Raw genomic sequence first — 26419 nt, 5'->3', positions numbered from 1 at the left:
GTCTTTGAATTGAGCTAGGTAATAGGATTTGAAAGATAAGGACTGCAGGCAGTTGCCCCAAAACGACAATAACCTAGCCGCCGACATATGGGCGCTCGCAGACCTACTGCGCGGCGATTTCAGGCAATCTCAGTACGGGAGGGTGATATTGCCCTTTGCGATTCTTCGTCGCCTGGAATGCGTGTTAGAGGGCAGCAAAGTTAATGTGCTGGCTCAGGTTGACGAAAACAAGAGGCTGTTTCGCTCCTTGGGCTTGAGAGGTGCGGAGGTTCGCTACACTGATGTGATGAACTGGAGTGGCAGGAAAACATTCGACTGCTGGCGAAGCTCGGGAGTGATTAGCAGCGCAGCCCCAGTCTCGCGCATAGGCTTCTAAAGGTGATTGGTTGATCGCTGCATGGTCTTCCTCTCCAGCTGCCGCGATTGCATGTCTTGATATTTTTTAATAGACCCAATAAGAGCCCACGGAAATCTAAAGGGACCCGTGGCCGCCACAGTCGATCCGGGGCGGGCACCAGTTCCGACTATGCCAAGCGTCGGCGTGTTATAAATGAATCGAGATCACTAACCCTCGCATTGATAACTACACTTACCGGTCCCAGGCTGAAAGAGTATGGACAGCATTTGCTTCGTAGCTCGTTTTTCTTACAGCAACTTCAACATAACGTTTATCAAGGAGCTGAATCAATGAGGCTTTGTTTTGTATGTGTTCTTCTCGTTGCGGCCAGTGCGGCAAACTCGAGAGTCCAGGAGATAGCAGATTTATCTCTAACCGATATCGCCATGGCATCTTACAATCGATACGGGCCTGTAATTTATTACAACCCTGATATCTGCTTTGATGTCGGACCGTTAGTGTGCGAATTCTTTCGAGCTCATGAGTACGGCCACCATTATCGCGGACACTTGAAGCGTGAATACTTCGAAGCAAACCAATACAACCGAACGTGGTTGCGCCGGGGGTATGAGAAAGAGGCTGATTGCTGGGCGGCGGCAAACACGCACCCAAAAATTTCGCTTGCGGCAATATCGTTTTTTGTATCGTTACAAGGCCCCACGCGACCTAGTTGGTATCATCCCACTGGCTATCAACGAGCGCAGGTGATCTCGGCTTGTGCAGAACTGTAAGAGGAGGCTCCCTGTAATGCCGAGGCAGTGTATTTACCTTAGGACCTTTTTGTTGAGCGTGCTCGTTGGGTTTTCAATGGATGCTATGAGTGACTGTAGCGCGGACTGGGCGCAAGCTCAGCTGTTGATAGGGAAGAATATCGAGCAATCGAAAACCGTATCGGACGCGGAGCGTGATGCTTTTGGGTTTTATGACTACAACTTCGACGCTGCGATAGATGAGTTCGATTTTACGGTTAATCAAAATATTCGATATCTGGAAGCTGAATTGGAGCAGCAAAGACGGCTGATAGGAGAGCTCCTGACGCTCACGAAAAATCTTCAGCGGTGCGACGGTAAAGGTGACTTTAATGAGCGAATTGATCGACTTGAATATTTAATGACGGAAGATGCAGAAAGCAATGAGACTCAATTAAAAGATGTCAGATGTTTGCTTTCCGTGGCCGGCCCGATAGAGAGGATGATCGAAGCACTCTTTGATGCTGCTGACGGAAGCGACGCTCAATATTTAGATGGTCTGAAAAAAAAGTACGAACGAGCAAGTTCTAGGGCGAGAACGGTTGACCTGGAGTCCTATTGCCCCGAAACCACTGGATTTACAGTGAGCGATACGTTGGATCGCCTTGATGATCTTTATTTCGAGTACTTTTAGCAAAAAAATATCAATTTGGTGAAGCAAGGTTCCAAACAACGGCACCATCTACCTCGAGAGATACTCGTCTAGGGGAGCATAAACGTTTTCTGCTGGCCGAAGGCGGGGATCGTTGGTCGTGATTATGAGTGACTGCTAATGGCATGCTCGATCCAGCAGCCGTGCGATCCCTTTCGGGTCATGTCTGCACCATTGCAATTAGCCTTCATCATTTTGCGGTGAACTTGAACTTCCAAGAAGTTAAGTATCAATGTCTTTCGATCGCTCGTTTAACCGCAAAAAATGTATTTTCTCCAGCGTCGCAATACTGATTGAAGTCGAAAAAATGCGGTTTGTTAGCCATGTTGTCCCATACGTCCATTAAGTAACTTTTGAAGGCGACGGCTCTGCAGTATCTGGCATTGATATTGAAAGAGTTTAGGTCTTCGGACAACTTTTCGCGAGCATCTTTGTCTAAGATCGGGGTATCAAAAACCATGGCGTCAAAGTAGGTGAACACAGACATCCACCGCTTGAGGTGGTATGCACCGATAGAGGTGACCCTGAATGAATCGGGTATTTTTCCAACTAACACACCGTTGATGTCTTCCTCGAATGTAACTCGCTGAGACGTTTCGATCAGTTTTTTATTAGTGCAGTCCCTGAATGCTCTGGTGATTTGATCTAGAGTAAATCCCAGCCCTTGCAGTTCACTTGTTAGCTCCTTTGTTTTGCAAAAGCCATCATTGTCGTGGAGCTCCTGGGCGCTCTCAAGTAGGGCTAGCAGAATTGGCTTGAGAAAATGCTCCTTTGGGTCTGTTGACGCAATGTCGTAGACGTTCATGGCTATCGATGTATCTGCGTTATAATGGGAGTAATTGCCCAGCAGTGCTGACTTCGTGAATTCGTGAAGCGGTATCTGATAGCTCTCTTCTTCATTCATTATTCGAATTATCTTCTCAGCATCGACGTTTGGGCTACCAATGAAGTTAGTTACGAACTCGATCGCCGCTCGAATGTTGCCGCCGGTGATGTTCGATAAGAACTCATACAACTCGTAGTTGCTCGATAACGATGTAATTAGTGCTTTCAAGAACTGAGCTAGATTTCCAGCGTTGAGCCGAACGTAGTCAATTGTTTCTATCGAAACTTTTCCCTCTGCCATATTCAATGCAAATGAAAGTCTCTTTTTTACAACGACATCAATTCGGGGCGGAGAGATTGTGAATACTTTGTGTGGATAAGCAGCTAATGCGCCTGATCGTTTGGATTTGAAAAAAGTTTGAGGTCTTACAGAGACGAAGACAGTGGAGTTCCAGTCTTTCGCGAACTCTTGAGCAATAATAAATGCGCTTTGCTGTATCTCAAAATCCCTCTGATCCGCATTATCAAGCGAGATTATGATTTGTCTTTTAGTTGAGTTTGCATGGCCATTTATGGACCTTTTGAGGTGTTGGTCCTTTTCTTTTGTCAGGGCTTCAAGCATTTCAAGTAATTTTGAATCGTACAGATCTGGATCGCTTGTTTTTTTTGCTCCCCATATGCCGTTTCCAAATTTATGTATGTCTGAGGCGTAAATTGCTTTCAAAAATTTGTGTGCACTAACATCAATGTCATAGTTCTCGAACAACTGGCGCTCTACCTCATTTAGCACAAAGGTTTTCAAATCCACAGAGAGCGCGGCCGTGGAACCTAGATCAATGTAAATGTAAATGGCGCTCTGAAATTCGTCATATGCACTGTTGTAGATGAGATTCTTTACAAACGACGTTTTACCAACACCGACATCCCCAAGCAGCACAATGGGCCTCCTCGCGATAGCTTCTGTAAGCACCCCTGGTGAAAAATTGTCAGTTTTTTTGTCTTTCACTGGGGTGAGATGCGGCGCGGCTTCGTGGCCGCTAAAGAGTGATGCGTACCGTGCCTCGAGAATGTTTTTGCTAAGTAGTGCATATTTGGATAGCGAGCCGCTTTCGCAATAGCACTCTGCAAAAAAAGCCTTCTCTACTTCTTTATTGTCAATAAGATCCTGTAAAAACAATTCTGATAGCTGGCTGAGCGTTGCCTGCATCTCACTCTGATATCTGGCCGACGGATGATCTGTTAGTTTCGAGGAAAGTTTGCTTGGTATCCCGCTCTCACCTGAAATTAAGTATCGCGCAATATTCCGATCTGCTATCCCGGCCTGAGAGAGGAGTTGCCATGCTGAATTAAAGTTTTTAAGCATGTGTTGCAGGCTGTGAAAGACAACTGCGTCGCCCTCGTAGACGGATACCCCGTCCTGTCGGGAAGCGAGGAACGCTATATATTGATGTCCATTGCTTACAATTGCTATCGGTATACCTCTCTGGCTGCAGTACCCTTGCGCCTGCTTAATGGCTTCTGAGGCGTCCGCACTTAGCTTCATTATCGAATCTAAGTCGATGGTTAGGTTCTTTGATAAACTGGCCGGGATTTCAAAAAAGGTTCCTTCACGTTTTGCTTCGAGCACTGCACTTCTGGGCGAGCCTAACTCGTAGTCTGTGAACTTTCTTTCTTCATGGTTCTCGACTTCCACCACGTCTTTCGACCAGCCTAGGCAATGAAATAGTACGCGGTCGATTATGTGGAACCTTGTCTGCGCTTCATTCATGTTCGAGTCTGAGCTCAAGGTGTCTATGAGCTCTTTTAGAGCTTTTTGTCCTTTGGCTAGAGTTTGCACGTAATTCTCCTCTTTTTTGGGCCATTCGACGCGTTATGCGACTCCCTGCGACTCTATGTGTCGGTGAGCGGTCAGTAAAAGCCTGGGCGTGGTGGTGTGCCGAAAACAAAACTGGGAAATCGCGCGACGTTCAAGAGATAGGATACTCGAGCGACTAGGCGCGCTTGAAACTTCCCACGGTGACATTTCCAGTTGGATCAACAGTTGAAAGCAGCTCTAGTCTATCACCCAGCAATCGCCAGGCTTCGCGCTGCTCAGCCCTCAGCTCATGACGTTGGTAAGTACGCTTCAGTTTATTTATCTCCACATGGTTCAGGCAACGTTCTATTACCTCCCCCATCACACCGAGTTCGCCCATCATGGTGGCTCCAGTTCGCCGTAGGTCATGCGGTGTCCAAGGTCCGCCGCTTAGCAAAAGGGTCCCTGACGAATTGCTACGGCCTTTGAGAGAGGTTTTGCGGACACGGTCTCTGATCTGCTTGGATATCGATTTTTGATCGATATGCGCTTCTCTGCTGCGCGACGGAATACACCAATTTGAGCCCGCAGTAATCCGATGTAATTCTTCAAATTGAATCTTGGCAAATTCTGATAGGTAGATGATATGGCTTCTAGCGTTCTTGCTATTGCGAGCGGGGATGCGCCACTCACCTTGTTCCAGCTCTATATCTTCCCACCGCGCCTGCGAGAGTTCGCCTACGCGACAGCAAGTCGATAGCATAATCCAGATTGACTGTTCAGTTGTGATCAATAAGTTGGCCGATTGAAGTCGCTCAGTAAGCTCAGTGATTTCCTCATCAGACAGGTATCTGTCGCGCTCCTTCTGACGACCACCAATTCTCTCCTTGGTAAGGCCCGCAAGCGGATGAACGTCGATCCAATCCCTAGCTACCGCATAAGTGAAAAACTGCTTGAGGTCGCCAAAGAGGTGGTTGGCCATTACCAGCGATCCACGCTCCACGACACGGTCGAGCTGATCGATGAGCATAGCGCGCTTAATGTCTGCGAGCGGCATTCCACCTAGTGCCGGGATTATGTCTTTCTTGATGGCTCTTATAGCCTCAGCGCCGCCACGCTTACGCCGCGAGAGCTCTAGCTTCTCCCACTGGTAAATAGCGTCTGTGAGTGTTCGAGTGTTAGCGGCTTCAAATGCAAGGCGCTCGAGTTCGCGTCTTTGCGTTTCTAGGCGGTTAGCTTGATCGAGTTGAGCCTCTAGTCTTTCGGCTTTACGAAGCTCTATCGGATCTTCGCCTTTGGCGAGGCCTGTTTTTATCGACCGGTATATCTCCCTGATCTCGGCAAGCGATCGCTTAGGCCACTGCTCTACTTTACTGGTCCTGTACTTTTTGCCATCTCGATACTTGTACTCGAACTGCACTGTTAAATCCCCAGCACGATTTTTTCGCACCCTACCTCGGAGGCCACCACCATCATTGAGAATAGTCCCGATATCCTCCTCAGCGACCGCTTTTAACCTGGCAGTAGTTAACAGGTTGAGAGCCATGTTCGTATACCTTGATTGCTCGTGTGCTGCTCCTGCACCCACACTGCACCCACAAATTTATGAGATTGTATTGGATCATGCTGGACTAGTTAGAACAATGGGTTTCTAAATATGCCTATAATTTGCTGTATTTTTTGAATATTCTGGATGTTCTGAGGTTTGGTTGGATGCTTGCGAACTTAACTACGAACCAGGCGGTCGCACGTTCGAATCGTGCCGGGCGCGCCATATACAAAAAAGCCTCACCCATCGGGTGGGGCTTTTTTGTATCCGGAGTGTTCCTGCCGAAGAACGTGCTCGTTCGACAAACTGCGACGAATAGGAGCAGTTTGGGCGCAGGAGCGCAGCGACGGCGGGTCGCAGACCCGAAAACAGCCCCTAGGCTGTTTGAGCCAATCGTGCCCTGCTCCTACCTATCTTTCTGGCCTTTTTTCAGTTTTCTACAGAAGAGGAGCGAGTGTTACGCAGAACCATGGTGTTGCGGACTGAACGTTTAGCAAGAACCAGGAACCCTTCGTCGACGACTAGCTTTAACGGCGCGACTCCTACCGTGGTGTAAAACAAATGCAGCGACTGATTCGTACGGATACAATCAGTTTGAAACAATCAGAAGAGGTCAGTTTGTGGAAAGGGATGATCGCGTCGCGTGTGTAGATTTGTTTTGTGGAGCGGGCGGATTAACCCACGGCTTTGGTATTGAGGGCCTGCGCGTGGCCGCGGGAGTTGATTTGGATTCGGCCTGTAGATATCCGTATGAAGCAAACAACGAAGCCGTATTTGTAGAGAAAGATGTAGCTGAGTTTACTGCCAGCGAACTGACGGCATTGTTTGGCAATGCGCGGGTCAAGATCCTCGCTGGTTGCGCTCCTTGCCAGCCTTTTTCCACCTACGCTCAGCGATATGACGAGCTCCGTGACCATAAATGGTCCTTGTTGTATGAGTTCGCCCGGCTGGCCAAAGCTACCAAACCCGATGTCATAACGATGGAAAATGTTCCCAAGCTCGCGAAGCATCCCGTATTTTTAGATTTTGTCGATACGCTACAGCGTCTGAACTACCGAACTTGGTTCAAGGTGGTTGATAGTTGTGATTACGGCGTACCGCAGAGTCGCAAGCGGTTGGTTTTGCTAGCTTCGCTGCACGGGGATATCGAATTAGTGCCCCCTACAACCCCAAAACCAAGGACTGTGAAGCAAGCCATCGGTAGGCTGAGGCCGCTCGCTGCGGGCGAGGGTGCTCCACGAGATCCGTTGCACGTGACAGCTACACTTAGTGATCTGAATATGAAGCGTATGAAGGCGTCAAAGCCTGGCGGTACCTGGCGTGATTGGCCCCAGCACTTGGTCGCCGATTGTCATAAGCGTAGCAGTGGTAAGACTTTCCCTGGCGTGTATGGCCGCATGGAGTGGGATAAGCCGTCACCCACCATGACAACACAGTGTTTTGGCTTCGGTAACGGTCGCTTCGGTCATCCAGATCAAGATAGAGCGATCTCCCTCAGGGAGGCGGCAATTCTCCAGAGTTTCCCCAAAAGCTATAAGTTCGTCGAGTCCCGAAAAAAGGTGCAATTTAAGGCGCTAGGTAGGTTGATTGGTAATGCTGTCCCCGTCGAGCTGGCTCGAGCAGTTGCAGTGAGTATCAAGCTACATGTGAAAGAGGTTGGGATTAGTCGAGGTTAAGAGCCCACATGCGGACTACCTCAGGCTCATGAAAGGAGTTCATTAGAGTTGGAGCAACAACAGCAAGCAGTTGAAGCAAGTCGAATCATTGCGGTCCCAGAACCAGGTCAACTCGTTGAAGTGAGACGACGCCAATGGGTTGTTGCAGATATTGTGGCTTCCGAGTCGAGCGTCGCTGGTCGCGCCACTCAACACTTAGTCACGCTGTCCTCAATTGATGAGGATGGGTTAGGCGAGGAACTGCAGGTCGTTTGGGAGATTGAGCCCGGCGCCCATATCATTGAGAAAGCGGGCCTCCCCGAAATCACCGGTTTCGACTATGCCGAAAAGCTAGATGCTTTCTTGGACGCCGTGCGCTGGGGCGCAGCAACTAACGCAGACAGAGGGTTCCTCCAGGCGCCCTTTCGCAGTGGCGTATCGATAGAAGACTTTCAGCTCGACCCCTTAGTTCGGGCCATCAACATGGCTCGGGCGAACCTACTGATCGCAGATGACGTAGGGCTGGGCAAGACCATCGAAGCGGGTCTGGTCATCCAGGAATTGCTGCTCCGACATCGAGCGCGCTCCGTCCTTGTTATTTGCCCAGCGTCTCTGCAACAGAAGTGGCAGGATGAGATGCAGGAGAAGTTCGGTTTGGATTTCAAGATCGTCAATACCGACTATATCCGTCAAATGAGGCGCGATCTTGGTATTCATGCCAACCCCTGGACGTCATTCCCTCGTCTGATCACCTCTCAAGACTGGCTCAAATCGGGTGAAGCACTGCGATTGATGCGAGACACCTTATCTGGAGCCAAGCGTTACCCTCGAAAATTCGATATTTTGGTGGTGGACGAGGCGCACAACATCGCACCATCCGGCTCTGCGAACTATGTCTTAGAAAGTCAGCGCACGCGATTGATACGAGAGATAGCGCCGCACTTTCAACACAAGCTGTTTCTAACAGCGACCCCTCACAACGGTTATACAGAATCATTTACGTCGCTTTTAGAGTTGTTAGACGATCAACGCTTTGCGCGCAACATACTCCCCGACGAAAAACAGCTGCAGCAGGCTATGGTTCGACGCTTGAAGACTGACCTGGTCGATGCCAAGGGTAATCCTCTGTATCCAGAGCGAAAGCTTCAGGCACTTGAGGTCAATTATTCTAACGAAGAGCGGCGAGTCCATCAGCTACTTGATGATTACTGCCAAAGTAGAGAAGAGACGGCAGATCAAGACAGAAAATATATCGGCACCCACTTTGTAAACAGTCTTATGAAGAAACGGTTGTTTTCGTCTCCGGCGGCTTTCGCTTCTACTCTCGAAAAGCATGTGAATACGGTCAACCAAGGGGGTAAGCCTGCCAAGGCGACGGTTATTGAGGAGCGGATCCTCAGAAAGGCGCTGCTTAAGGCCGAAGAGGACTACGCTAGGGACGAGGATTACGAGGCGGCGCAGGAAGAGGCCGTAGAGGAAGCCACCAAGCGCAGCGCGCCCCTGACGGGCGATCAAAAGCGACTGATTAGCCAATTAAGAGATTGGGCCCAGTCCGCACAGCATCAAAGCGACTCCAAGGCTGATGCGATATGCACTTGGATTGAGGCGAACCTCAAGACGGATAGCGACTGGAATCATCGTCGCGTCATATTGTTCACGGAATACCGAACAACACAGCAATGGTTACAAAAAATCCTCACTGAAGCGGGCTATGGTGGTGATCGATTGGCCATCATTCATGGAGGTATGGACCAAGAGGAGCGTGAAGACGTAAAGGCCGCATTCCAAACAAACCCAAAGGATGCAGACGTAAGAATCCTATTGGCCACAGATGCGGCATCAGAAGGTATTGATCTGCAGAACTACTGTAATTGCCTCATGCATTTGGAGATTCCTTACAACCCTAATGTTATGGAACAGCGTAATGGCCGTATCGACCGCCATGGACAAAAGGAAAGTGAGGTACTGATCTGGCACCCGGTAGATGCGGGTGACTCCGATGGTAAAGCAGTAGGGGGGCATAAAGAGGACATCATTCGCGCCCTTAGAAAGCTGGAATCAATGCGTGAAGATATGGGTAGTGTTGAATCGCCACCAGTTTGCTAGACACCTTTCAGCCATACAAAATGGCTATCAGAGAGGTGTTTATGAGCAACAAGCGTTACCCCGAAGAATTCAAGAGAGAAGCCGTTCGCCAGATCACGGATCGCGGCTACAGCGTGGCGGACGTGGCCAGTCGGCTGGGCGTGACGACGCACAGTCTGTATGCCTGGGTGAAGAAGTACGGGCCGGCTGCTGAGCAACATCGAGTGGAGGCTGATGATCAGGCCGAGATTCGTCGGCTACAAAAAGAGCTTAAGCGTGTCACGGAGGAGCGTGACATTCTAAAAAAAGCCGCGGCGTACTTCGCGAGCCAATCCGAGTGAGGTACGCTTTTATTCAATCCCATCGCCACCAGTTGCCGGTGCGGCATCTGTGTTCTTTGCTTAACGTTCACCCCAGCGGTTTCTATGCGTGGCGTCGACAGCCGCTATCGGCTCGCGGTTGTGAGGACAAGCGGCTCTCTGGCCTGATCAAGCAGTTCTGGCTCGAGTCCGGTGCTGTGTATGGCTATCGGAAGATCCATCGTGATTTGCATGAAATAGGCGAGTGTTGCGGCCCCAACCGTGTCCACCGTCTCATGAAAGACGCTGGAATCAGGGCGCAGGTTGGATATCGCAAGCCACGGCATAAGGTTGGCAAAGCGCATGATGTGACGCCTAACGTACTGCAGAGACAGTTTAATCCGGCTGCGCCGAACGAGCGATGGGCGACCGACATCACCCATATTCGGACCCACGAAGGCTGGTTGTACCTGGCCGTGGTCATCGACTTATTCTCGCGCCGGGTGATTGGCTGGTCGATGCAATCACGGATCACGAGCGATCTGGTTCTAGATGCCTTGTTGATGTCGGTGTGGCGTCGCAAGCCGGTGAGCAAGGTACTTGTTCATTCGGACCAGGGCAGTCAATACACAAGCTATGACTGGAGCGCGTTTCTACGCGCAAACGGCCTTGAGGGCAGTATGAGCAGACGCGGCAACTGCCATGACAACGCAGTCGCTGAAAGCTTCTTCCAGCTACTGAAACGCGAGCGCGTGAAGCGCAAGATATATCCGACCCGGCAGGATGCCCGGGCCGATATCTTTGACTATATCGAGATGTTCTACAACGTCAGACGCCGGCATGGCTCGAACAGCCTGCTGTCACCTGTAGACTACGAACAGCATCACGAAAAACAGCTGGAAAGTGTCTAGAGAACTGGTGGCGATTCATGTAAATCCAGTGATCGCACCCCAAATGTCAGGATTGATAGAAGGCAGACAAAAGGAACTCAATACTCGTGAGGCGGAGGCGAGAACCCAAAAGGCCAAAAAGTTCGTCAAGGCCGAGCGTCAGCTCAATGAAAAGATTGCCAAACTACATGAGCAATTGGCGCAGACGCGACAAGACTTTCATCTAACACCAGAACATATACTCGCTGCAGTACAAACTGGGCTCTCCATTGCCGAAAAACCAGCGCTCAAGCCGGCAGCATTAGCTGATGCGCCGGACGGTAGCGTCTTCAAGATGCCAGAACTCACCGGGAACTGGGCAGCTTGTACCAAGGGCTTGCGTCATCCCTACACTCACGTCATCAGGCCCATTACCTTTGATCATGAAGTAGCAAAAGGCCGGGACGACGTCGTATTGGTGCATCTCAATCATCGTCTGGTGCAGATGTGTTTGCGGCTTTTACGTGCAGAAGTCTGGGCGCTATCCGATGTGAAAAGGATGCATCGGGTCACCCTGAGATCACTGCCTGATGACCGAATCGAAGGAGTCGCGGCTGTCATCGTATCCCGTCTGGTTGTTACAGGCGGTAACCATCATCGCTTGCATGAGGAAATCACTTACTCCGGCGGTTATCTAAAGGACAAAACCTATAGCCGCGAGACGGGCGTCAAGAAGCTAGATGACCTGCTTGCCACTGCTAAGCCGGCAGACGCAAACGACTCTTTGTGCGATGCACTGAAACTTCGATTCGATCGCAATCTCGACTCGGTTCAAAAGACCATTGATGCCCGGTCCAAAGAGCGACTTAAGGACCTCGAGGGCACGCTGCAGAGGAGAAAAGACACTGAGATCAGAGATATATCGACCGTGTTAGATGAGTTGGAGGCGTCGATTAAAGCGGAGTTAAAGAGTGCTGAGGATCCAGAGCAGTTATCGCTTTTTACGGAGGATGAGCGCACCCAGGTTCGGCGCGACCTTGATGCATTAAAAGCTAGGTTGTCGCGCATACCGGAAGAAAGGGAGCAAGAGATACAAGCTATCGAATATCGTTACGGTGACTACGTGGCCCGAACATTTCCAGTGGCGGTCGTCTTTCTCGTGCCACAGTCGATGGTAGGGGAAAGTTAAATGGATGAAGTGATGTCGCAACATGGCGAATGGTTGTCCCTCATTGAGGTCTCTGGCCCGTTTCTGGCCGAGCCTGTCTTGAGGGATGCTTTTCCAGCCGGGCTACAGAAGCTGGATTCGACAAAGAAGAAGCAGTTCCGTCAAACCTATGAAGAATGGCGTGAGTCGGTTGATTCAGATGATGAGTTACAAAGCGAACTCCACCAGCAGTGGATCGACTGGGTGCTTAAGCAAGGGCTCGAGTGGGATGAGGACAACGAGGGAGAAGAGCTAAAGGCAGCCGACCAAGTACCCGCCGATATACAACTGGATCTGCCTGAATATCAGCTGTCTATCAAGCCGAGTTATGTGCTCTACGGATCAGACAAGGAAGCCCCCTATCTGTTGGTGAGCCACTATTCGGCTGACACCAATTTGAACGACGTGTTCGCAGGTGACGGTTGGTCCACCTCCCCAGCTGAGCGTATGAGCCACCTCTGTCGAAAAGTAGGCGCTCGGCTTGGTCTGGTCACCAACGGTGAACAATGGATGTTCGTGGATGCTCCAGAAGGTGGGATAACCAGCTACGCCAGTTGGTATGCGCGGCTTTGGAGTCAGGAGCCGATTACGCTAATCGCCTTTCATGAGTTGCTCAACATCCGAACCGTGTTCAATGGCTTTGGGCTCAATGCAGTAAAACTCACTGGTCTGCTTGATGAGTCGATCAAGCACCAGGACGAAGTGACCGAGACTTTGGGGGCTCAAGTTCAGCGTGCTGTCGAGGTATTGGTGCAATCATTGGATCGAATCAACAACGATTCCAGCGGCGAGTTGTTGGAGTGTATCGAGCCACCTGAGCTTTACGAGGCCGGGCTCACATTCATGATGCGCCTGGTATTTTTGCTCTGTGCAGAAAAGCGAGGGTTGCTGCTCCTAGACGATGAGACGTACACAGAAAATTACGCTTTATCGACCTTGAGGATGAAGCTGCGTAAGGAAGCGGGCTTGCATGGCGAGGAGGTGCTTTCCTACAGAACGAATGCCTGGTCGCGGCTCTTGGCGCTGTTTAGAGCTGTATATGGTGGAATAGATCATAAATCGCTGCGTATGCCTGCCCTTGGCGGGTCGCTTTTCGATCCAGATCGTTTCCCATTTTTGGAGGGAAGGTCGAAGGATTCGATCTGGAAGAGCCAGGAGGCACGCCCACTGCCGATTGATAATCGTACCGTGCTGCTTTTTCTGGACGCTATTCAGCTGTATCAGGGTAGAACGCTGTCCTATCGTGCGCTCGACGTGGAACAAATTGGTTACGTATACGAAGGCCTGCTTGAGAAGACAGTAATCAGGGCAAAGGACGTGACACTCGAACTTGAAGCAACTCAAAAGTCCAAGAAACCTTGGGTATTGCTCTCTGAACTTGCTTCGGCAGAAAGTGATGGCGAGGCCGCCGTTAGAAAACTGTTGGTCGAGCGGACAGGAAGTTCGCCCTCTCGGGTCAAAAATGATCTCTCGAAGGCAATCAGTGAAGCAGATTCTGAGGCACTGCTACTATCATGTTCAAATGATGTATCTCTTCGTGATCGAGTTAAGGCCTACACGCATTTCTTGAAGAAAGACGCTTGGGATAATCCGCTCATCTATACTAAAGGCGCCTTTATAGTTGGTGCCGGCACTGACCGCCGCGGGACGGGCAGCCATTACACTCCGAAATCACTTACCGAATCTATTGTTAACGATACATTGACCCCGATTACTTTCGTGGGTTCTACCGAGGGGCAACCACGCGAGCAATGGATGCTTAAGTCAGCCGCCGAGCTGCTTGATTTGAAGATCTGCGATCCGGCAATGGGTTCGGGCGCTTTTCTAGTACAAGCTTGCCGCTGGCTGGGCGAACGTCTCTGCGAAGCTTGGTCTCAAGCCGAGGCCGCGGGTAAAGTCGTGAGCGTAAAAGGGGAAGTTTTGGAGACCGTGGACGAAAGCGAGCTGCTACCTCTAGATGCAGAAGAGCGAATGGTGGTAGCGCGGCGTCTCATTGCGGAGCGTTGTCTCTATGGTGTGGATCTTAATCCTCTAGCGGTAGAACTCGCTAAATTGTCTATCTGGCTAGTAACGCTCGCAAAGTCACGTCCTTTTGGTTTTCTCGATCACAACCTACGCAGTGGAGATAGCCTGCTAGGTATACACAAGCTTGACCAGCTGATCAATCTGGGTATGTCGCCAGGTGAGAAAACTCAGCAACGACTATTTGGTCAGAACATTGAGAAAGCAGCTCGAAGTGCAATGGAGTTGCGAACACTTCTGCGAGATATGCCAATTCGTGACATACATGACGTTGAAGCTATGGCTCTTTTGGATTCTGATGCACGTCAGAAACTGGAAGTGCCAGAGAAAATCGCGGATGCATTTGTAGCCGAGGTATTTTCTTGCAATGGAAATGAGTCCGCCCTAGAAAATGCGATTTCCTCTCTAGCTGTTGAAGCCGGCCAGGCCGTTGATGGTGATCAGGATGCAATTAGTGAAATCACTAAGCGAGCGAATTCCAATCTCTCCTTGGATTTGCCGCCGGGAAAAGAAAGAAGGAGGCCGTTTCATTGGCCCATAGAGTTTCCAGAAGTCTTTCTAAGGGATAAAAATGGTTTCGATGCGTTGATTGGGAACCCTCCATTTCTTGGAAACCGGCTGTGGAAGACTTCACTGGGTCAAAAGTCGCAATGGCTGTGCCAAATGGTGCTTGGAGCCTCTCCGGGTAAAATCGATTTGTGCGTCGTCTTCCATCGGCGTGCCGTGACGCTTCTGGGTAGCGATGGTTGTTATGGCCTTTTAGCGACGAGCAATATTGCAGAGGGCAGTGCTGTCGGGGTGGGGCTCGGCGAGGTTGTTAAGCAAGGGAACATCTATTTTTCTAAAAGAAGTATGCCCTGGCCTGGCACAGCAGCTGTAGTAGTTGCGATCGTTGGCTTCATCAAAGGGGAGTGGCTTTCTGATTGCGACGCTGATGGTCGTAAGTGTGCTCGGATAGGTCCGAGACTTGAGCCCGAAGAGCTGGACGCGTGGAAGCCCCAGGCGCTAGCTGAGTCACCTTTTGCCTTTGCGGGTGTGGACAACAGTAAAGGCTTGGCCTTCGTTATCAAACCGGATAACCCTTGGTTTGATGGTTTGAGGGATGAAAAAAACAGCTTGTTGAGGCCTTATATCACTGGCGATGATATCACCAGTTATGCGTTGCAAAAGTATGACCGCTGGGCATTGGATATAGCTGATCTGACTCTAGAAGAGTTAGAAAATAAGTGGCCGCTAGCTTACCGTTTTCTAGTTGAAGAGGTTCAACCTACTCGTACCCCAGAAGCACTCAAGAGTTACAAGGGGCTCTATGAGCGTTGGTGGCAGTTTTGGAACCATCGAGCTGACCAGATGAAAAGACTTCGTCAAAGGAGTGAGTTTGTCGCGTTTTCTAAAGTCACTAAACATCCAATATGTATGCTTGCACCTACAGAGTGGATATACACCAACAAAGTTTTATTGATAGAAAGCTCTAGAACAGACCTTTTTGCGATATGCCTGAGTGGTTTTTTCAGAACATGGTTGCAGGTGTTTTCAGGCGGGAAGCTGGAGGGGCGTTTGACTTTGTCAATTACAGAGTCAGTTGGAAAGTTCCCATTTCCAGCAGTAATTGCATCAGACTTATGTATAGAGACTGCTGTCCAATTCAATGATCTGGCCGTGAAGTTTAGTGAAGAGAATGATTGTGGTCTCACTGACGTTATGAATTCAGTGAATGATCCAACCAACAGCGAGCCTGTCATCAACGATATCCGCAAACTATTTATTTTACTGGACACAGAGGTTGCAGCTGCATACGGATGGCCTGATTTAAGTATTAGTTACGACTTTCGAATTTTTCCTGGTGGCTCATCAAACGACGCATGGCGATGGGCGCTTACTGATGATATGAGGTCGATAATACTGGGCCGATTAGTGGATCTAAACAAGCAGATCTACCAAACAGAAAATGGTGGCATAGGAGTTAATGCTGCTTCAATGGATAGAAAAGAATATCGAGCCCCCACTGACACCGAGCTCGAATTGGACAAAGTGGCGGAGCCAAGGCCTCAAATGGACATATTCGGAAAAGATAAATAATGACAAAGGAATTTGAGCTCAAAGTCGACCCGAGAATATTGGAGCTCTTGGGGCCAAACCTATATACCAATGTCTACTACGTCTTGGCTGAATTGATAGCCAATGCATACGATGCAGATGCTAACAATGTCTACATAATTTCAAATAGAGACGACATCCGAGTAGAGGATGACGGCCATGGAATGTCGTACGAGAACGGCGACATAGAAAAATATCTCAATGTTGCTGGCGTTTCGCGAACAAATGATAACGATTCATTAACGCGATCGGGCCGACGGCTAAAAATGGGCCGAAAAGGCGTTGGAAAGCTAGCCGCTTTATCCGTCTCTGAGAACGTCGATGTTTTGACTGTCGCTGATGGTGAAAAATCGGGGTTTGTTCTCACGCGATATCCTGACCCGGATAGCATGCTTAGGGCCATTGATGATAACGAAGTAGTGTTTGAGTACATTGAAGATCATGGCTCTGCAATTGTTATGCGTAACCCGCAGTACAGGCTACATAAGACATTAAGCGCGATTAAGCGAAATCTTCTCAAGATATTTCCTCTCGTTGACGCGAATTTTCGTATCCACATTGTTCGAGACAATGAGGTTGAAGTGGTCGAAGACTTTGACCAAAACATAATCCAGGAACTGGGAGCCTTGATTACATTAGGTAATGAGTATGCTCCTCTATGTGATCTGGTTCCAAATTTGTATCCAGACTCTAGGTCGGATCTAGTTGATGCGACGGATAGTCTATCTATTCCATTGATCATGCGTGATCAACAGGGCCATGAACATGAATACCATATGACGATTGAGGGATGGATAGGAGCATACAGAACCACGCGAGGCCGCAAAGCTGAGATTACCGATTTTCCTGATAACTTCATTTCGATTTATGCAAACAAGAAGATGGGCGAGTTTAATGTTCTCCCAGCAGTTGGTCAGAACAAAATGGGTGAGGCCTATGTTATTGGTCAGCTGCATATCGACCTTTTCGAATTATCTGAATTGCCTGATATGGCCCTTAGCAATCGCCAAGGCTACAAGTCTGACGATCCACGCTATGTAGCAATGCTTGAGCTCGTAAGAAGTCTGGGGTCGGTCGGTTTTCGTAGAGTCCACCGGCTCAATATGCCACCTGACTGTGGCGGTGCTGCGTAGCGTACTGTACCGGGGATAGGTAACCGAGGCGCGCTTGTTTCCGAGTCCGGTTGTAGAAGATCTCAATATACTCCCGGATCGCTGCTCTCGCCTGCGCACGCGTCTCAAAGCGTTCATGGTGAATGAGCTCCGACTTCAGGATTCCCCAAACGCTCTCCATCGGCGCGTTGTCCCAACAGTTTCCTTTGCGGCTCATGGACGACAGCATCTGGTGCTGCCGTAGCAGCTGCTGATAGCTCCTCGCACAGTACTGACTGCCGCGATCGGAATGATGAAGAAGCCCAGGACCTGGTTGCCTGACATCGATCGCACGGCGCAGTGCCGTCTCCGTCAGGTTAACCGTCATCCGTTCCGACATCGCGTATCCGACAAGCTCCCCGTTGAACAGGTCTTTGATGCCTGCCAGGTACAGCCAGCCCTCGGCGGTGTCGACGTAGGTGAGATCCGTCAGCCACACCTTGTTCGGCACATCGACGGAGAACTGTCTGGCAAGCCGGTTCGGCGCCACAGGCAGCCTGTGCTTCGAGTCCGTGGTCACACGGAACCGCCGCTTCTGCTTGCAGCGAAGGCCCTGCTCGCGGCGAATACGCTTGATGCGGTGTACGCCGACACGAATACCGTTGTCGGCAAGATCGGACTGAAGTCGCTCGGGACCATACGTCCTGCGCGTGCGCTCGTGAGCCGCCTTGATCTCCAGCGTCAAACGCGCGTTCGCCTTCGACCGTGGTGACGGCGGCCGCTTGCGCCAGGCGTAGTAGCCGCTCTCGGATACGTCCAGCAGACGGCACATCGCGGCGACAGAGTGCTCGTGCCGTAGCCGGTGAATCTGCGCGTACCTCACCGGGATTCCTTCGCGAAGTACGCCGCAAACTTTTTTAGCAGATCGCGCTCCTGCTTGACCTCAGCGAGCTCACGCCGGGCACGGGCCAGCTCCATCTCAAGCTCTGTGGGTGCGCGCTGATGCTCACCCACCTGCTTCAGCTTTCCTGCCCGGGCTGCACGCACCCAGTTACTGAGACTGCTCTTGGGGATCGACAGCCGCTCTGCCGCCTTCGCCACCGACATGCCGGTCGACTCAACCAGCTTCACGGCCTCAGCCCGGAACTCCGGCGTGTAAGATGCCTTGGGGATTCTTTCCATCGTTGTCCTCCAGATCGTAAAGATAAACGATCCGATGGACTCCACGAATTCCGACCGACCTCAGTCTTCTGAATGATATTTTGAAGATGAGAGACAAGTTCACCGATCTGAGGAAGCGCAAAGTAGAGCAACGAAAGATTGACGAGCAGCAAGAAAGAGAGGAGGAGCTTAAGCGAAATGTTGATGCATTTCGACAGAAGTCCAGTGAGAGTGCTGCCCAAGAGGTTCTGCAGCTTGGTGAGAATCTATCAAGGGAAGCAATTGAGAATATAGTTGCTAAAGCCATTAGTGATAACAGCCCAGATCTCGGACTTAAAAGCCTAATAGATACGCAAAAGAAGAAAATTCTTATTAGTCAGACACGTGCCGACAAGCCCTTTGCCGACATCATTTATCAGATGCTGTTGATGAATGGCGCACCCGCCGAAGACATCATTTACACTAATTGTGATGACCAAAGGAGCAGAGTCCCGGATGGTTTTCATTTGTACGATTATCTTCGAGCTTTTTTTGTAGATAGTATTTCAACTCAAAAAATTCTAGTTATCTTTATCACAAGTGAAAATACCAAGCGTTCGTGGGGTGCAATTACTGAGGTTGGGGCAGCCTGGATCACTCAAGTTGATCACAAAATATTTAACATTCATCCCTTCAGGCCCGAGCACCCACTTGACAACAATGCCGTTTGGCAAACTACCAACCGGGAAGAACCAACTCGTGGAGAGTTATGGGTTACGCCACTTGATGCCGATATTCTTTGCGAGAAAATAGAGGCCGTGTGTGGCGAAATCGGCTATGGCAAGGCTAGCAGGGCAGATAACCACGCGCATTTGCAGACACTCGTTTCGGTCCGCGAAAGTTAATGGCTTATAAGAAGTGTGTCGCTTTGAAAAAAGGGCTTCATGGTGCTGGAAATGGATTTTCCGACAGAGGTAGAGAATGAGTGTGTTGGTAAGCAATGTTAATCCCAGTGCATACATTGTCATAAAGCGGAAAGATGGTGTCGAATACGGAATCGATTTAACTGGCCATAAGGAATTGTTCAGCTCAATCAGCAGCGGTGACTGGGTCATCTGTGCCAATGAACGCGGGGAATTCTATTCTGTAGGTAGAGTTTATCGAATTAGGAATAAGTTGGACCGTACGACTCTTCTGTTCGATAAGCAGCTAATCGCAGATGAGCCAGCGTCTTTAAGCGCTTCTGGGTTGAATATTCCCACAACTAGTCAGATATCACGACTCGAGTGGACTTTGTTCGCGGAGGCCATTCCTAGGCTGACGAATAGGACCTTGCCTGAGGTTCCACTGATCGAAGATGTGGAGTATGTCCGCGACCTTCTGCAAATCTCCGTAATGGACGACCTCCTGGGGCCAGCGAATGGCCCAATGGAGCAGATAAGCGATATGAGTGTGCGCGATCGTTACCTTGTTGGTCGACTGGCGCCGCTTGATGCTGCGGCTAAGGGTGATGGTTTAGGAGTAGACGGTTCTGGCGAGGATGATGAGGATCCTGATGATCTCGTAGTAAAGGCGCAAGCCCAGAAGCCAGACTCTCCGTCCAATAACGCCGTGCCTGACGCCGAAACCTCTGAGGAGGTGGACACGGGCAACAATCAATCACTCATTCCCTCAAGTTTCGGACTAACTTTTTGTGTTGCGGGTGATATCGATGAGATCGAGATTGAGGCGCTTTGGGGTCGATACGAGCGCTTCTACGACCACGACGAATACAAGATCATCAAGGACCCTGAGACAGGCGAGGAGAAACAGGGAGCAAAGGTAAAGATATGGCAGCGTGTCCCCTGTGGTGGATCCGTCTCCCTAACGCTCAAAGAGGGTGTTATTGCGCCAATTTCGCCTGATAAAGAAAATCCGTCGGTCGTTGTGCAGGGTGCTGTGAGAGAACCGAACGAAAAGGGCGACCGACTTATCACCCTCTTTTTAGTCAATACTCAAGCTGAGCCTGACACCAACAAAGATACCGCTTGGATCTTCCAGCCGGAAATCATTACTCGTGCGATTGAAGGTGACGCGCCAATCTTTCGGCGTCGACCTGTTCTGAGCACCGATGATAGCGAGCAGGAAAGAAAATCGCTTGAAATGATCTATCGGAAGCAAGTCGAGTTTGCGGTAGGCCATGGTGTTGCTGTTCATGCGACGGCGGCAACTGAAAGCCTTGAGCTAGCCACCGAAATTCGAACGGTCGTGATGCCTGAGTACGAAGTGCCAATAACAGATGTCCCTGGCGGTAAGGGCGGGGATAACGATCGGCCCGTGCAGAAGACGATAGTCCGAGATGGCTATCTTAGTATGCTTCGTCTTGCCGCAATGGAACGGTCAGATTTAGTGGCTGTATTGAACATGATGGCAGACGACTACACGGCCTGGATTAAAGAGCAGTCAGGTCGTATCGATTCGGAATTCGCGGAGCACAAAGCAGCGGCCGAAATCGCGATGGATCGCTGTGACGAGATTAATGCCCGCCTGAAAGAAGGTATCGCCGTACTAGCTGACACCTCCAACGAAAACGCTTTGAAAGCCTTTCGTTTTGCCAATAAGGCAATGGCAAAGCAACGTATACAGAGTATCTATGCCCTCAAGCGACGCCGTGGCGACAAGATCGTTACGGTGGACGAAGTTGCCAAGGACCCTAAGAATTATTCTTGGCGTTCGTTTCAGTTGGCTTTTTTGCTGCTCTCCCTTCCCGCGCTGGCGGACCCAAAGCACAACGACAGAACAGATCCCGCCGAAGCCTTCGCTGATCTGCTCTGGTTTCCTACCGGTGGTGGTAAGACCGAGGCCTATTTGGGTGTGGCGGCATTTACGATGGCTATTCGCCGCTTTCAGGGCAATTTGGGCGGTTACGATGCCAGCCGAGGCCTTTCCGTAATCATGCGCTACACGTTGCGATTGCTTACTCTTCAACAGTTCCAAAGGGCGACAGCACTAATGTGTGCAATGGAGGTCCTTCGTCGGCAATGGAATGCTGAAGGCGATAAGAGTCTAGGAGAGTATCCATTTACGATTGGTCTCTGGGTGGGTAACAAGGTTACGCCCGGTACAACCAAGGCGAGTCATAAGGCTATCAGTGATGTTCGAGACCCTAACACCTTCAGCGCTGGGGGCACCTCGCCCGCACAGTTGACGAGTTGTCCTTGGTGCGGCACCGACATCGATCCGGGCAGAGACATCGAGGTCAATACTCACAAACTACAAACCGCGATTTACTGCGGCGATAAAAAAGCGCGTTGTGAGTTTTCTAAAGGAAGATCTTCTGGCCATCCACATCCGGGCTTGCCTGCGCTGGTAGTCGATGAAGAGATTTATCACAGGCCTCCATCAATGATGATCGCGACGGTGGATAAGTTCGCCATGATGGCTTGGCGCGGCGAGACGCGTACGTTGTTTGGCAAGGCCGAATTGGAATGTCAGCGCCATGGTCTTTTATGGGCGGATGCACCGTGCAGCGGTAATCATCCCAAGACAGCTACGATGCCGAAATCGCAAGCGCAGGCCATAAGGCCAATTCGACCGCCTGATTTGATTATTCAAGATGAGTTTCACCTGATCAGTGGTCCGCTCGGCACGATGATCGGACTCTATGAGACGGCTGTCGATGAGCTCGCTACCTGGCATTTGGATGAAAAAGCGATTCGGCCAAAGGTGATTGCATCCACGGCGACCGTACGAAAGGCGAAAGAGCAGGTCAGTGGCGTGTTTATGCGCAAGGTGGCTGTTTTTCCTCCTAGCGGCCTGGATGTAGAAGACAATTTCTTTTCGGTGCAACGGCCTATTGAGCAGCACTATGGCCGACGTTATCTCGGTATATGCTCGCCTGGTAGTGCCAGGCCAGCGGTGCTCATTCGCTTGTACACATCGCTTCTCACGGCCTCTCAGGCGCTGTTTGATCGATTCGGCAAAGTGGCCGACCCATATATGACTAGCGTGGGCTACTTCAATTCACTCCGAGAATTAGGCGGTATGAAGCGCCTGGCCGAAGACGACGTTCAAACCCGTTCTTATCGAGTCCAGATGAGTAAAGTCGATCGACCCGGTTTGGCACAGCGTAGCGTCAACAATATTAAGGAGCTTACGTCTCGAGTTTCTAGTCAAGATATACCGAAGTATCTGGACCTATTAGAGGTGCCGTTTAAAGCCGAGTGGGATGCCGCCGCCGGTAAATACGTAACGAAGTGGCAAGAAAAAGAGGACAGGGCGGTAGATGTCGTGCTGGCGACGAATATGTTGTCAGTTGGTGTAGACGTTAATCGACTTGGCATCATGGCTGTTAACGGGCAGCCCAAGACAACAGCCGAATATATACAGGCGACAAGCCGAGTCGGGCGTAGTTTTCCAGGGCTTGTTTGCACAGTACTGACCTGGTCAAGGCCTAGAGACCTATCTCATTACGAGAGCTTCGAGCATTACCATGCGACGTTCTACATGCATGTAGAAGCACAGTCAGTTACACCATTCTCTCCCCGTGCGATGGATCGTGGCTTAACCGGAGCCATGCTGAGTTTGATGCGTTTGGGTGATGATGAGCTAAGCCCCAATGATGGTGCCTTTACCTTGAAATCCACTGCGGCGCCTGCGGTGACAAACATAATCAAGACTGTTACCGACAGAGTGTTGATGGTGGAGGAGAGTGCTGACGCTGAATCGCTCGCTCGAGGAGCTATAAAGCAGCGTATTGATGACTGGGTGAAAGAGAATGGCGTCCCCGGAAGAACGGTTGCTTACGAGAAGAGAGGGGCTAACGTCGACTCCAAGGTGGCACTCATTCGTTCGCCTGGCATCAAGGAATGGGACGGATTCACCGTGCCTATGTCGATGCGAGAAGTAGAGCCCGGCGTTAAGTTGCAGATGCATCTCAAAAAGCTGGATCCCGGACCCGAGTGGAAGGCGCAAGTCAAAAAAGATGGCGGGGGTGAGGAATGAGCGAAGTGACCCCAGTCGGGGAGGTTCGTCCTAGCCAGCTTTTATGGACCTACGGCCCCGGTGCGTTGGTAGATATGCCTAGTTTGTCAGTTCTGACGCTGGGTATCGATCGCTGGGATAAAGATCGATGCCCGCCGATCGTCGAGGCAAGGCTGCTTGCTGCTGTTAGGCGCATTCTTGGCCAACAGGTCGAGAGCATGCGAATGCCTCCTTATGTTAAGGCAGACAAAATTGATCCTTGGTCGCCTGAAGCGAAAGTGGGTGTGCCTGTAAGGCCATTTCCGCGCTGGTTGCGTTGTGTGAAATGTGGAATGTTGGCGGAGTACGATTCAGGGCTATTCAAAGTCAAAGAGAGTCGGTACCGGCCGGAGAATACGAGGTTTGTGCATGAGTCGTGTCGTGGGTCAGACGGTGATAAACCTGCTCGTGACGCGGATGCGGTTCCTGCCCGTTTTCTTTTGGCGTGCCGCAATGGCCATTTAGACGATTTTCCTTGGCGCTACTACGTGCACGGTGGTCAGAATTCAGGATGTACCGGTGGATTGCGATTCTTCGAGGCGGGGGCTTCGCTTCAGACCGAAAACCTGTGGGTGAAATGTGATAGCTGCGGTGCTAAACGCAACTTAGCTCAGGCGTTCGGTAAGGCCGGCAAAGAGAGCTTGCCCGCCTGCCGTGGACGCCATCCGCACCTTGATAGATACGATGCCAATTGTACTGAGGAGCCGCGAGCTGTTTTGCTTGGTGCGACCAACAGTTGGTTTGCAATGACCTTGTCTGCTTTGGCGATCCCGCTCACCAAAGACCCTATTGTGCAGCTCGTTCAGGATGGGTGGGACAACTTCGTCGACGTAGAATCTGTGCTCGAAGTTAAAGCGATTATCAAAATCTTAGTGAAGAATGCCATCTTGCCTGGTATCGATCAGTACTCACCCGAAGAAGTTTGGGCGGTAGTCGAAGGAATCCAGAAGGGCGAAGTGACCGCGGGTGTCACGCAGGATGATTTAAAGGCGCCTGAATGGCAGGTGTTCAGTGAGCCAAATCCGCCGAAGGATTGGCCGCACTTTCTCAGTGAGGCCGTTCAGGTGCCGGCTGCTTTCAAGAACCAAATAGCTGATGTTTTGCTATTAAAAAGGCTAAGAGAGGTTAATGCTCTAATTGGATTTACGAGAGTAGAGGCGCCAGAGGCCAGCAACGACCCAGATGAGCAGCCTCCAATGGCCGCGCTCTGTAACGACAGCCCTAGCTGGATACCTGCGAGCCAGGTGCATGGCGAGGGTATCTTCATTCGGTTTGATGAGAAGGCTCTTGCCGATTGGGAGACGAAGGCCGAGGTGGTAGCTCTTAATGAAAAGCTGTTCAAGGGCCACAAAGCTTGGCGAAACTCTCGCAAGCTAGAACCGATGAATGGTTACCCCGGCATTCGTTATGCGCTATTACATACCGTCGCCCATCTATTGATTCGCGAGTTAGCGCTTGAGTGCGGGTACAACGCGGCAAGTATTCGCGAGCGAATATACGCTGATACTAGCGGAGATAGTCCGCAGGCCGGCGTGCTGATCTACACAGCCGCCCCCGACTCAGATGGTACTTTGGGCGGTCTCGTAGAGCTGGGTAAACCCGAGAACTTAGGTCGTTTGCTATCGCAAGCCTTCAATCGCGCAAAAATCTGCTCATCTGACCCGCTATGCTCAGAACATAGTCCCGACAAAGACGGCACCTTGCACTTGGCAGCTTGTCACGCCTGTACATTTGCAGCGGAGACCTCGTGTGAGTGTGGCAACAGATATCTAGATCGGGCGCTGGTGGTGCCAACATTCGAAAATGCGGCCGCTGCATTTTTCGGTGGTGTTGCGGGTGGATAAGCTGCTGGATGCGATTTGTCGGCTGGTGTCCAATCAGCACCCTAATCAAATCCGTGCGCTGGCAAACAAGGCACGCACACTTTCATCGACCGACGCAGGAAGATTAGCAGGTTTTTTTAATTCGCAGGCGGCAAATCATGTGTTGTCCGAAGTAGTCGAAGAGTGGAGGCAGGCAGCCTGCAGTGGTGCTGAGTTTGCCGGCCTATTGGTGGGCGCTTCTCACGGGCACATGAGTGAGAAAGCGCGGGAAAACATTGAGTTGGTATGGAGTGGCCCTGACACACACCATGTCCCCGTTAGGCGATCTGAGCAGGTCTATATCGAGCTGATCGAGTCTGCAGCGGAATCTTTGTTCATTGGGTCGTACGTGTGGGTGAATATCCCAAAGATTGAGACTGCTATTCGCGACGCGATTGAGCGAGGCGTTGACGTACGGATGTTGCTTGAGTCATCTGATAAAGATGGTGGCACTTTCTTTCGAGACACCGTCAAGCGTGTCGCCAAGGAGTTGGTTGGGGCAACGATTTATGTATGGCCTTTAGAAAATCGCGATTCTGGTGCGGGGGGATTCCCTAGCATGCACGCCAAATGCGTAGTTGCTGATGGTGAAAGGGCATTTTTGACGAGCGCTAATCTAACCTCAGCCGCTATGGACAAGAATATCGAGACAGGTGTCTTAGCCTACGGTGGCATTGTTCCAGGCATGCTCTCTCGTCAGCTGCTCAACATGATTACCCAAGGCGATATTCAGGCCTACTCACAGGCCGCATATGCTCCGCCTGCCGCAGACAGTGGGCCCAAAGTGATCGATATCAAAGAGCTAGATCAGAATCGGCAGTACTCTGGCTCTCTTCTGATCGGATATCGAAACGAGAAGCTTGAAGTAGATGAAACTCGCACATTTAGAGTTCTAGCTGAAGACGATGAGTTACCGCCAAAGGGTGCGCTTGTCATCATCCTAGGCGACAAGCCGCTGGTTGGCCGCTACCTATGGCAAAAACAGCAAAGCATGAACGGAGAGCGAACATACTATTCGGTCACCATGCGAGGTCAGGGCAGTCATAATGCGATCGAGGTAGAAGAGATCAATTGGCCGATGTTTCGGCCTTTCGCAGTAGACGTTAGTTGATAAAGTAAATCAA

At 50.6% G+C, this 26419-nt stretch carries 15 protein-coding genes; 12 read left to right on the top strand and 3 right to left on the bottom strand.

Annotation, left to right across the window (positions count from 1 at the left end):
* Positions 1 to 28: 28 nt before the first annotated feature.
* Both KT71_RS21405 and KT71_RS14085 read left to right on the top strand, forming a co-directional pair.
* On the top strand, positions 29 to 376 hold the full coding sequence (locus KT71_RS21405; protein WP_008294699.1) for a type I restriction-modification system subunit M N-terminal domain-containing protein: 348 nt from the start codon (positions 29 to 31) through the stop codon (positions 374 to 376).
* An 804-nt stretch (positions 377 to 1180) separates the two neighbouring features.
* Positions 1181 to 1780, top strand: a complete 600-nt coding sequence (locus tag KT71_RS14085) for a hypothetical protein (protein ID WP_152025250.1) — start codon at positions 1181 to 1183, stop codon at positions 1778 to 1780.
* A gap of 247 nt (positions 1781 to 2027) precedes the next feature.
* Here KT71_RS14085 and KT71_RS14080 read toward each other — a convergent pair whose 3' ends face one another.
* Positions 2028 to 4460 carry a hypothetical protein gene (locus tag KT71_RS14080; RefSeq protein ID WP_008294701.1) on the bottom strand — a complete coding sequence of 811 codons (2433 nt, stop codon included), beginning with the start codon at positions 4458 to 4460 and terminating at the stop codon, positions 2028 to 2030.
* A 154-nt stretch (positions 4461 to 4614) separates the two neighbouring features.
* On the bottom strand, positions 4615 to 5964 hold the full coding sequence (locus KT71_RS14075) for a tyrosine-type recombinase/integrase (RefSeq protein WP_008294702.1): 1350 nt from the start codon (positions 5962 to 5964) through the stop codon (positions 4615 to 4617).
* A gap of 623 nt (positions 5965 to 6587) precedes the next feature.
* Between KT71_RS14075 and KT71_RS14070 the strand changes: the two genes are divergently transcribed.
* From KT71_RS14070 to KT71_RS14040, 6 genes are all read left to right on the top strand, one after another.
* The gene (locus KT71_RS14070) at positions 6588 to 7643 is read left to right on the top strand and encodes a DNA cytosine methyltransferase (RefSeq protein WP_023660096.1); all 1056 of its coding nucleotides are present in this window, start codon (positions 6588 to 6590) and stop codon (positions 7641 to 7643) included.
* Positions 7644 to 7691: 48 nt separating this feature from the next.
* Positions 7692 to 9728 (top strand): DISARM system SNF2-like helicase DrmD, encoded by a 2037-nt coding sequence (gene drmD, locus KT71_RS14065; RefSeq protein ID WP_023660095.1) that lies wholly within the window; start codon positions 7692 to 7694, stop codon positions 9726 to 9728.
* Positions 9729 to 9769: 41 nt separating this feature from the next.
* Positions 9770 to 10917, top strand: a protein-coding gene (locus KT71_RS14055) for an IS3-like element ISGpr2 family transposase (protein ID WP_169729177.1) whose coding sequence is annotated in 2 segments (ribosomal slippage) — positions 9770 to 10007 and positions 10007 to 10917 — 1149 coding nt in all. Because the reading frame shifts where the segments join, the coding sequence is not laid out codon by codon here.
* Between the two features lie 7 nt (positions 10918 to 10924).
* Complete coding sequence (locus tag KT71_RS14050; protein WP_023660094.1) at positions 10925 to 12064, top strand: hypothetical protein; 1140 nt, start codon at positions 10925 to 10927, stop codon at positions 12062 to 12064.
* Complete coding sequence (locus tag KT71_RS14045) at positions 12065 to 16183, top strand: Eco57I restriction-modification methylase domain-containing protein (RefSeq protein ID WP_008294706.1); 4119 nt, start codon at positions 12065 to 12067, stop codon at positions 16181 to 16183. It begins immediately after the preceding gene.
* Complete coding sequence (locus KT71_RS14040; protein WP_008294707.1) at positions 16183 to 17334, top strand: ATP-binding protein; 1152 nt, start codon at positions 16183 to 16185, stop codon at positions 17332 to 17334. Before KT71_RS14045 ends, KT71_RS14040 begins: the two co-directional genes overlap by 1 nt.
* Here the strand turns inward: KT71_RS14040 and KT71_RS14035 are convergent.
* A protein-coding gene (locus KT71_RS14035; RefSeq protein WP_152025221.1) for an IS3 family transposase occupies positions 17300 to 18474 on the bottom strand; the annotation gives its coding sequence in 2 pieces (ribosomal slippage) (positions 17300 to 18204 and positions 18204 to 18474; 1176 coding nt in all). The two genes, KT71_RS14040 and KT71_RS14035, sit on opposite strands and share 35 nt — an antisense overlap.
* 86 nt (positions 18475 to 18560) lie before the next feature.
* On the opposite strand from KT71_RS14035, the gene KT71_RS14025 reads away from it, so the two are divergent.
* From KT71_RS14025 to drmC, 4 genes are all read left to right on the top strand, one after another.
* A complete protein-coding gene (locus KT71_RS14025; RefSeq protein ID WP_008294708.1) occupies positions 18561 to 19337 on the top strand; it encodes a hypothetical protein in 777 nt (258 codons plus the stop codon).
* Between the two features lie 76 nt (positions 19338 to 19413).
* Positions 19414 to 23415: a DISARM system helicase DrmA gene (gene drmA / locus KT71_RS14020; RefSeq protein ID WP_008294709.1), complete on the top strand. Its 4002-nt coding sequence runs from the start codon at positions 19414 to 19416 to the stop codon at positions 23413 to 23415.
* The gene (gene drmB / locus KT71_RS14015) at positions 23412 to 25277 is read left to right on the top strand and encodes a DUF1998 domain-containing protein (protein ID WP_023660093.1); all 1866 of its coding nucleotides are present in this window, start codon (positions 23412 to 23414) and stop codon (positions 25275 to 25277) included. Before drmA ends, drmB begins: the two co-directional genes overlap by 4 nt.
* Positions 25270 to 26406, top strand: coding sequence for a DISARM system phospholipase D-like protein DrmC (gene drmC, locus KT71_RS14010; RefSeq protein ID WP_008294711.1), 1137 nt, complete (start codon positions 25270 to 25272; stop codon positions 26404 to 26406). The genes drmB and drmC overlap by 8 nt, the downstream gene beginning before the upstream one ends.
* Positions 26407 to 26419: the final 13 nt, after the last annotated feature.

Source organism: Congregibacter litoralis KT71 (genome assembly GCF_000153125.2).
GTDB lineage: Bacteria > Pseudomonadota > Gammaproteobacteria > Pseudomonadales > Halieaceae > Congregibacter > Congregibacter litoralis.
The sequence above is the reverse complement of the archived record's forward strand: the minus strand, read 5'-3'. Positions and strand labels throughout refer to the sequence as shown.

What these genes read in the sequence shown, in the direction of transcription:
- KT71_RS14075 (WP_008294702.1), bottom strand. Translation starts at nt 5,964, where the DNA reads ATGGCTCTCAACCTGTTAACTACTGCCAGGTTAAAAGCGGTCGCTGAG.
- KT71_RS14045 (WP_008294706.1), top strand. Translation starts at nt 12,065, where the DNA reads ATGGATGAAGTGATGTCGCAACATGGCGAATGGTTGTCCCTCATTGAG.
- KT71_RS14040 (WP_008294707.1), top strand. Translation starts at nt 16,183, where the DNA reads ATGACAAAGGAATTTGAGCTCAAAGTCGACCCGAGAATATTGGAGCTC.
- KT71_RS14025 (WP_008294708.1), top strand. Translation starts at nt 18,561, where the DNA reads ATGAGAGACAAGTTCACCGATCTGAGGAAGCGCAAAGTAGAGCAACGA.
- drmA (WP_008294709.1), top strand. Translation starts at nt 19,414, where the DNA reads ATGAGTGTGTTGGTAAGCAATGTTAATCCCAGTGCATACATTGTCATA.
- drmB (WP_023660093.1), top strand. Translation starts at nt 23,412, where the DNA reads ATGAGCGAAGTGACCCCAGTCGGGGAGGTTCGTCCTAGCCAGCTTTTA.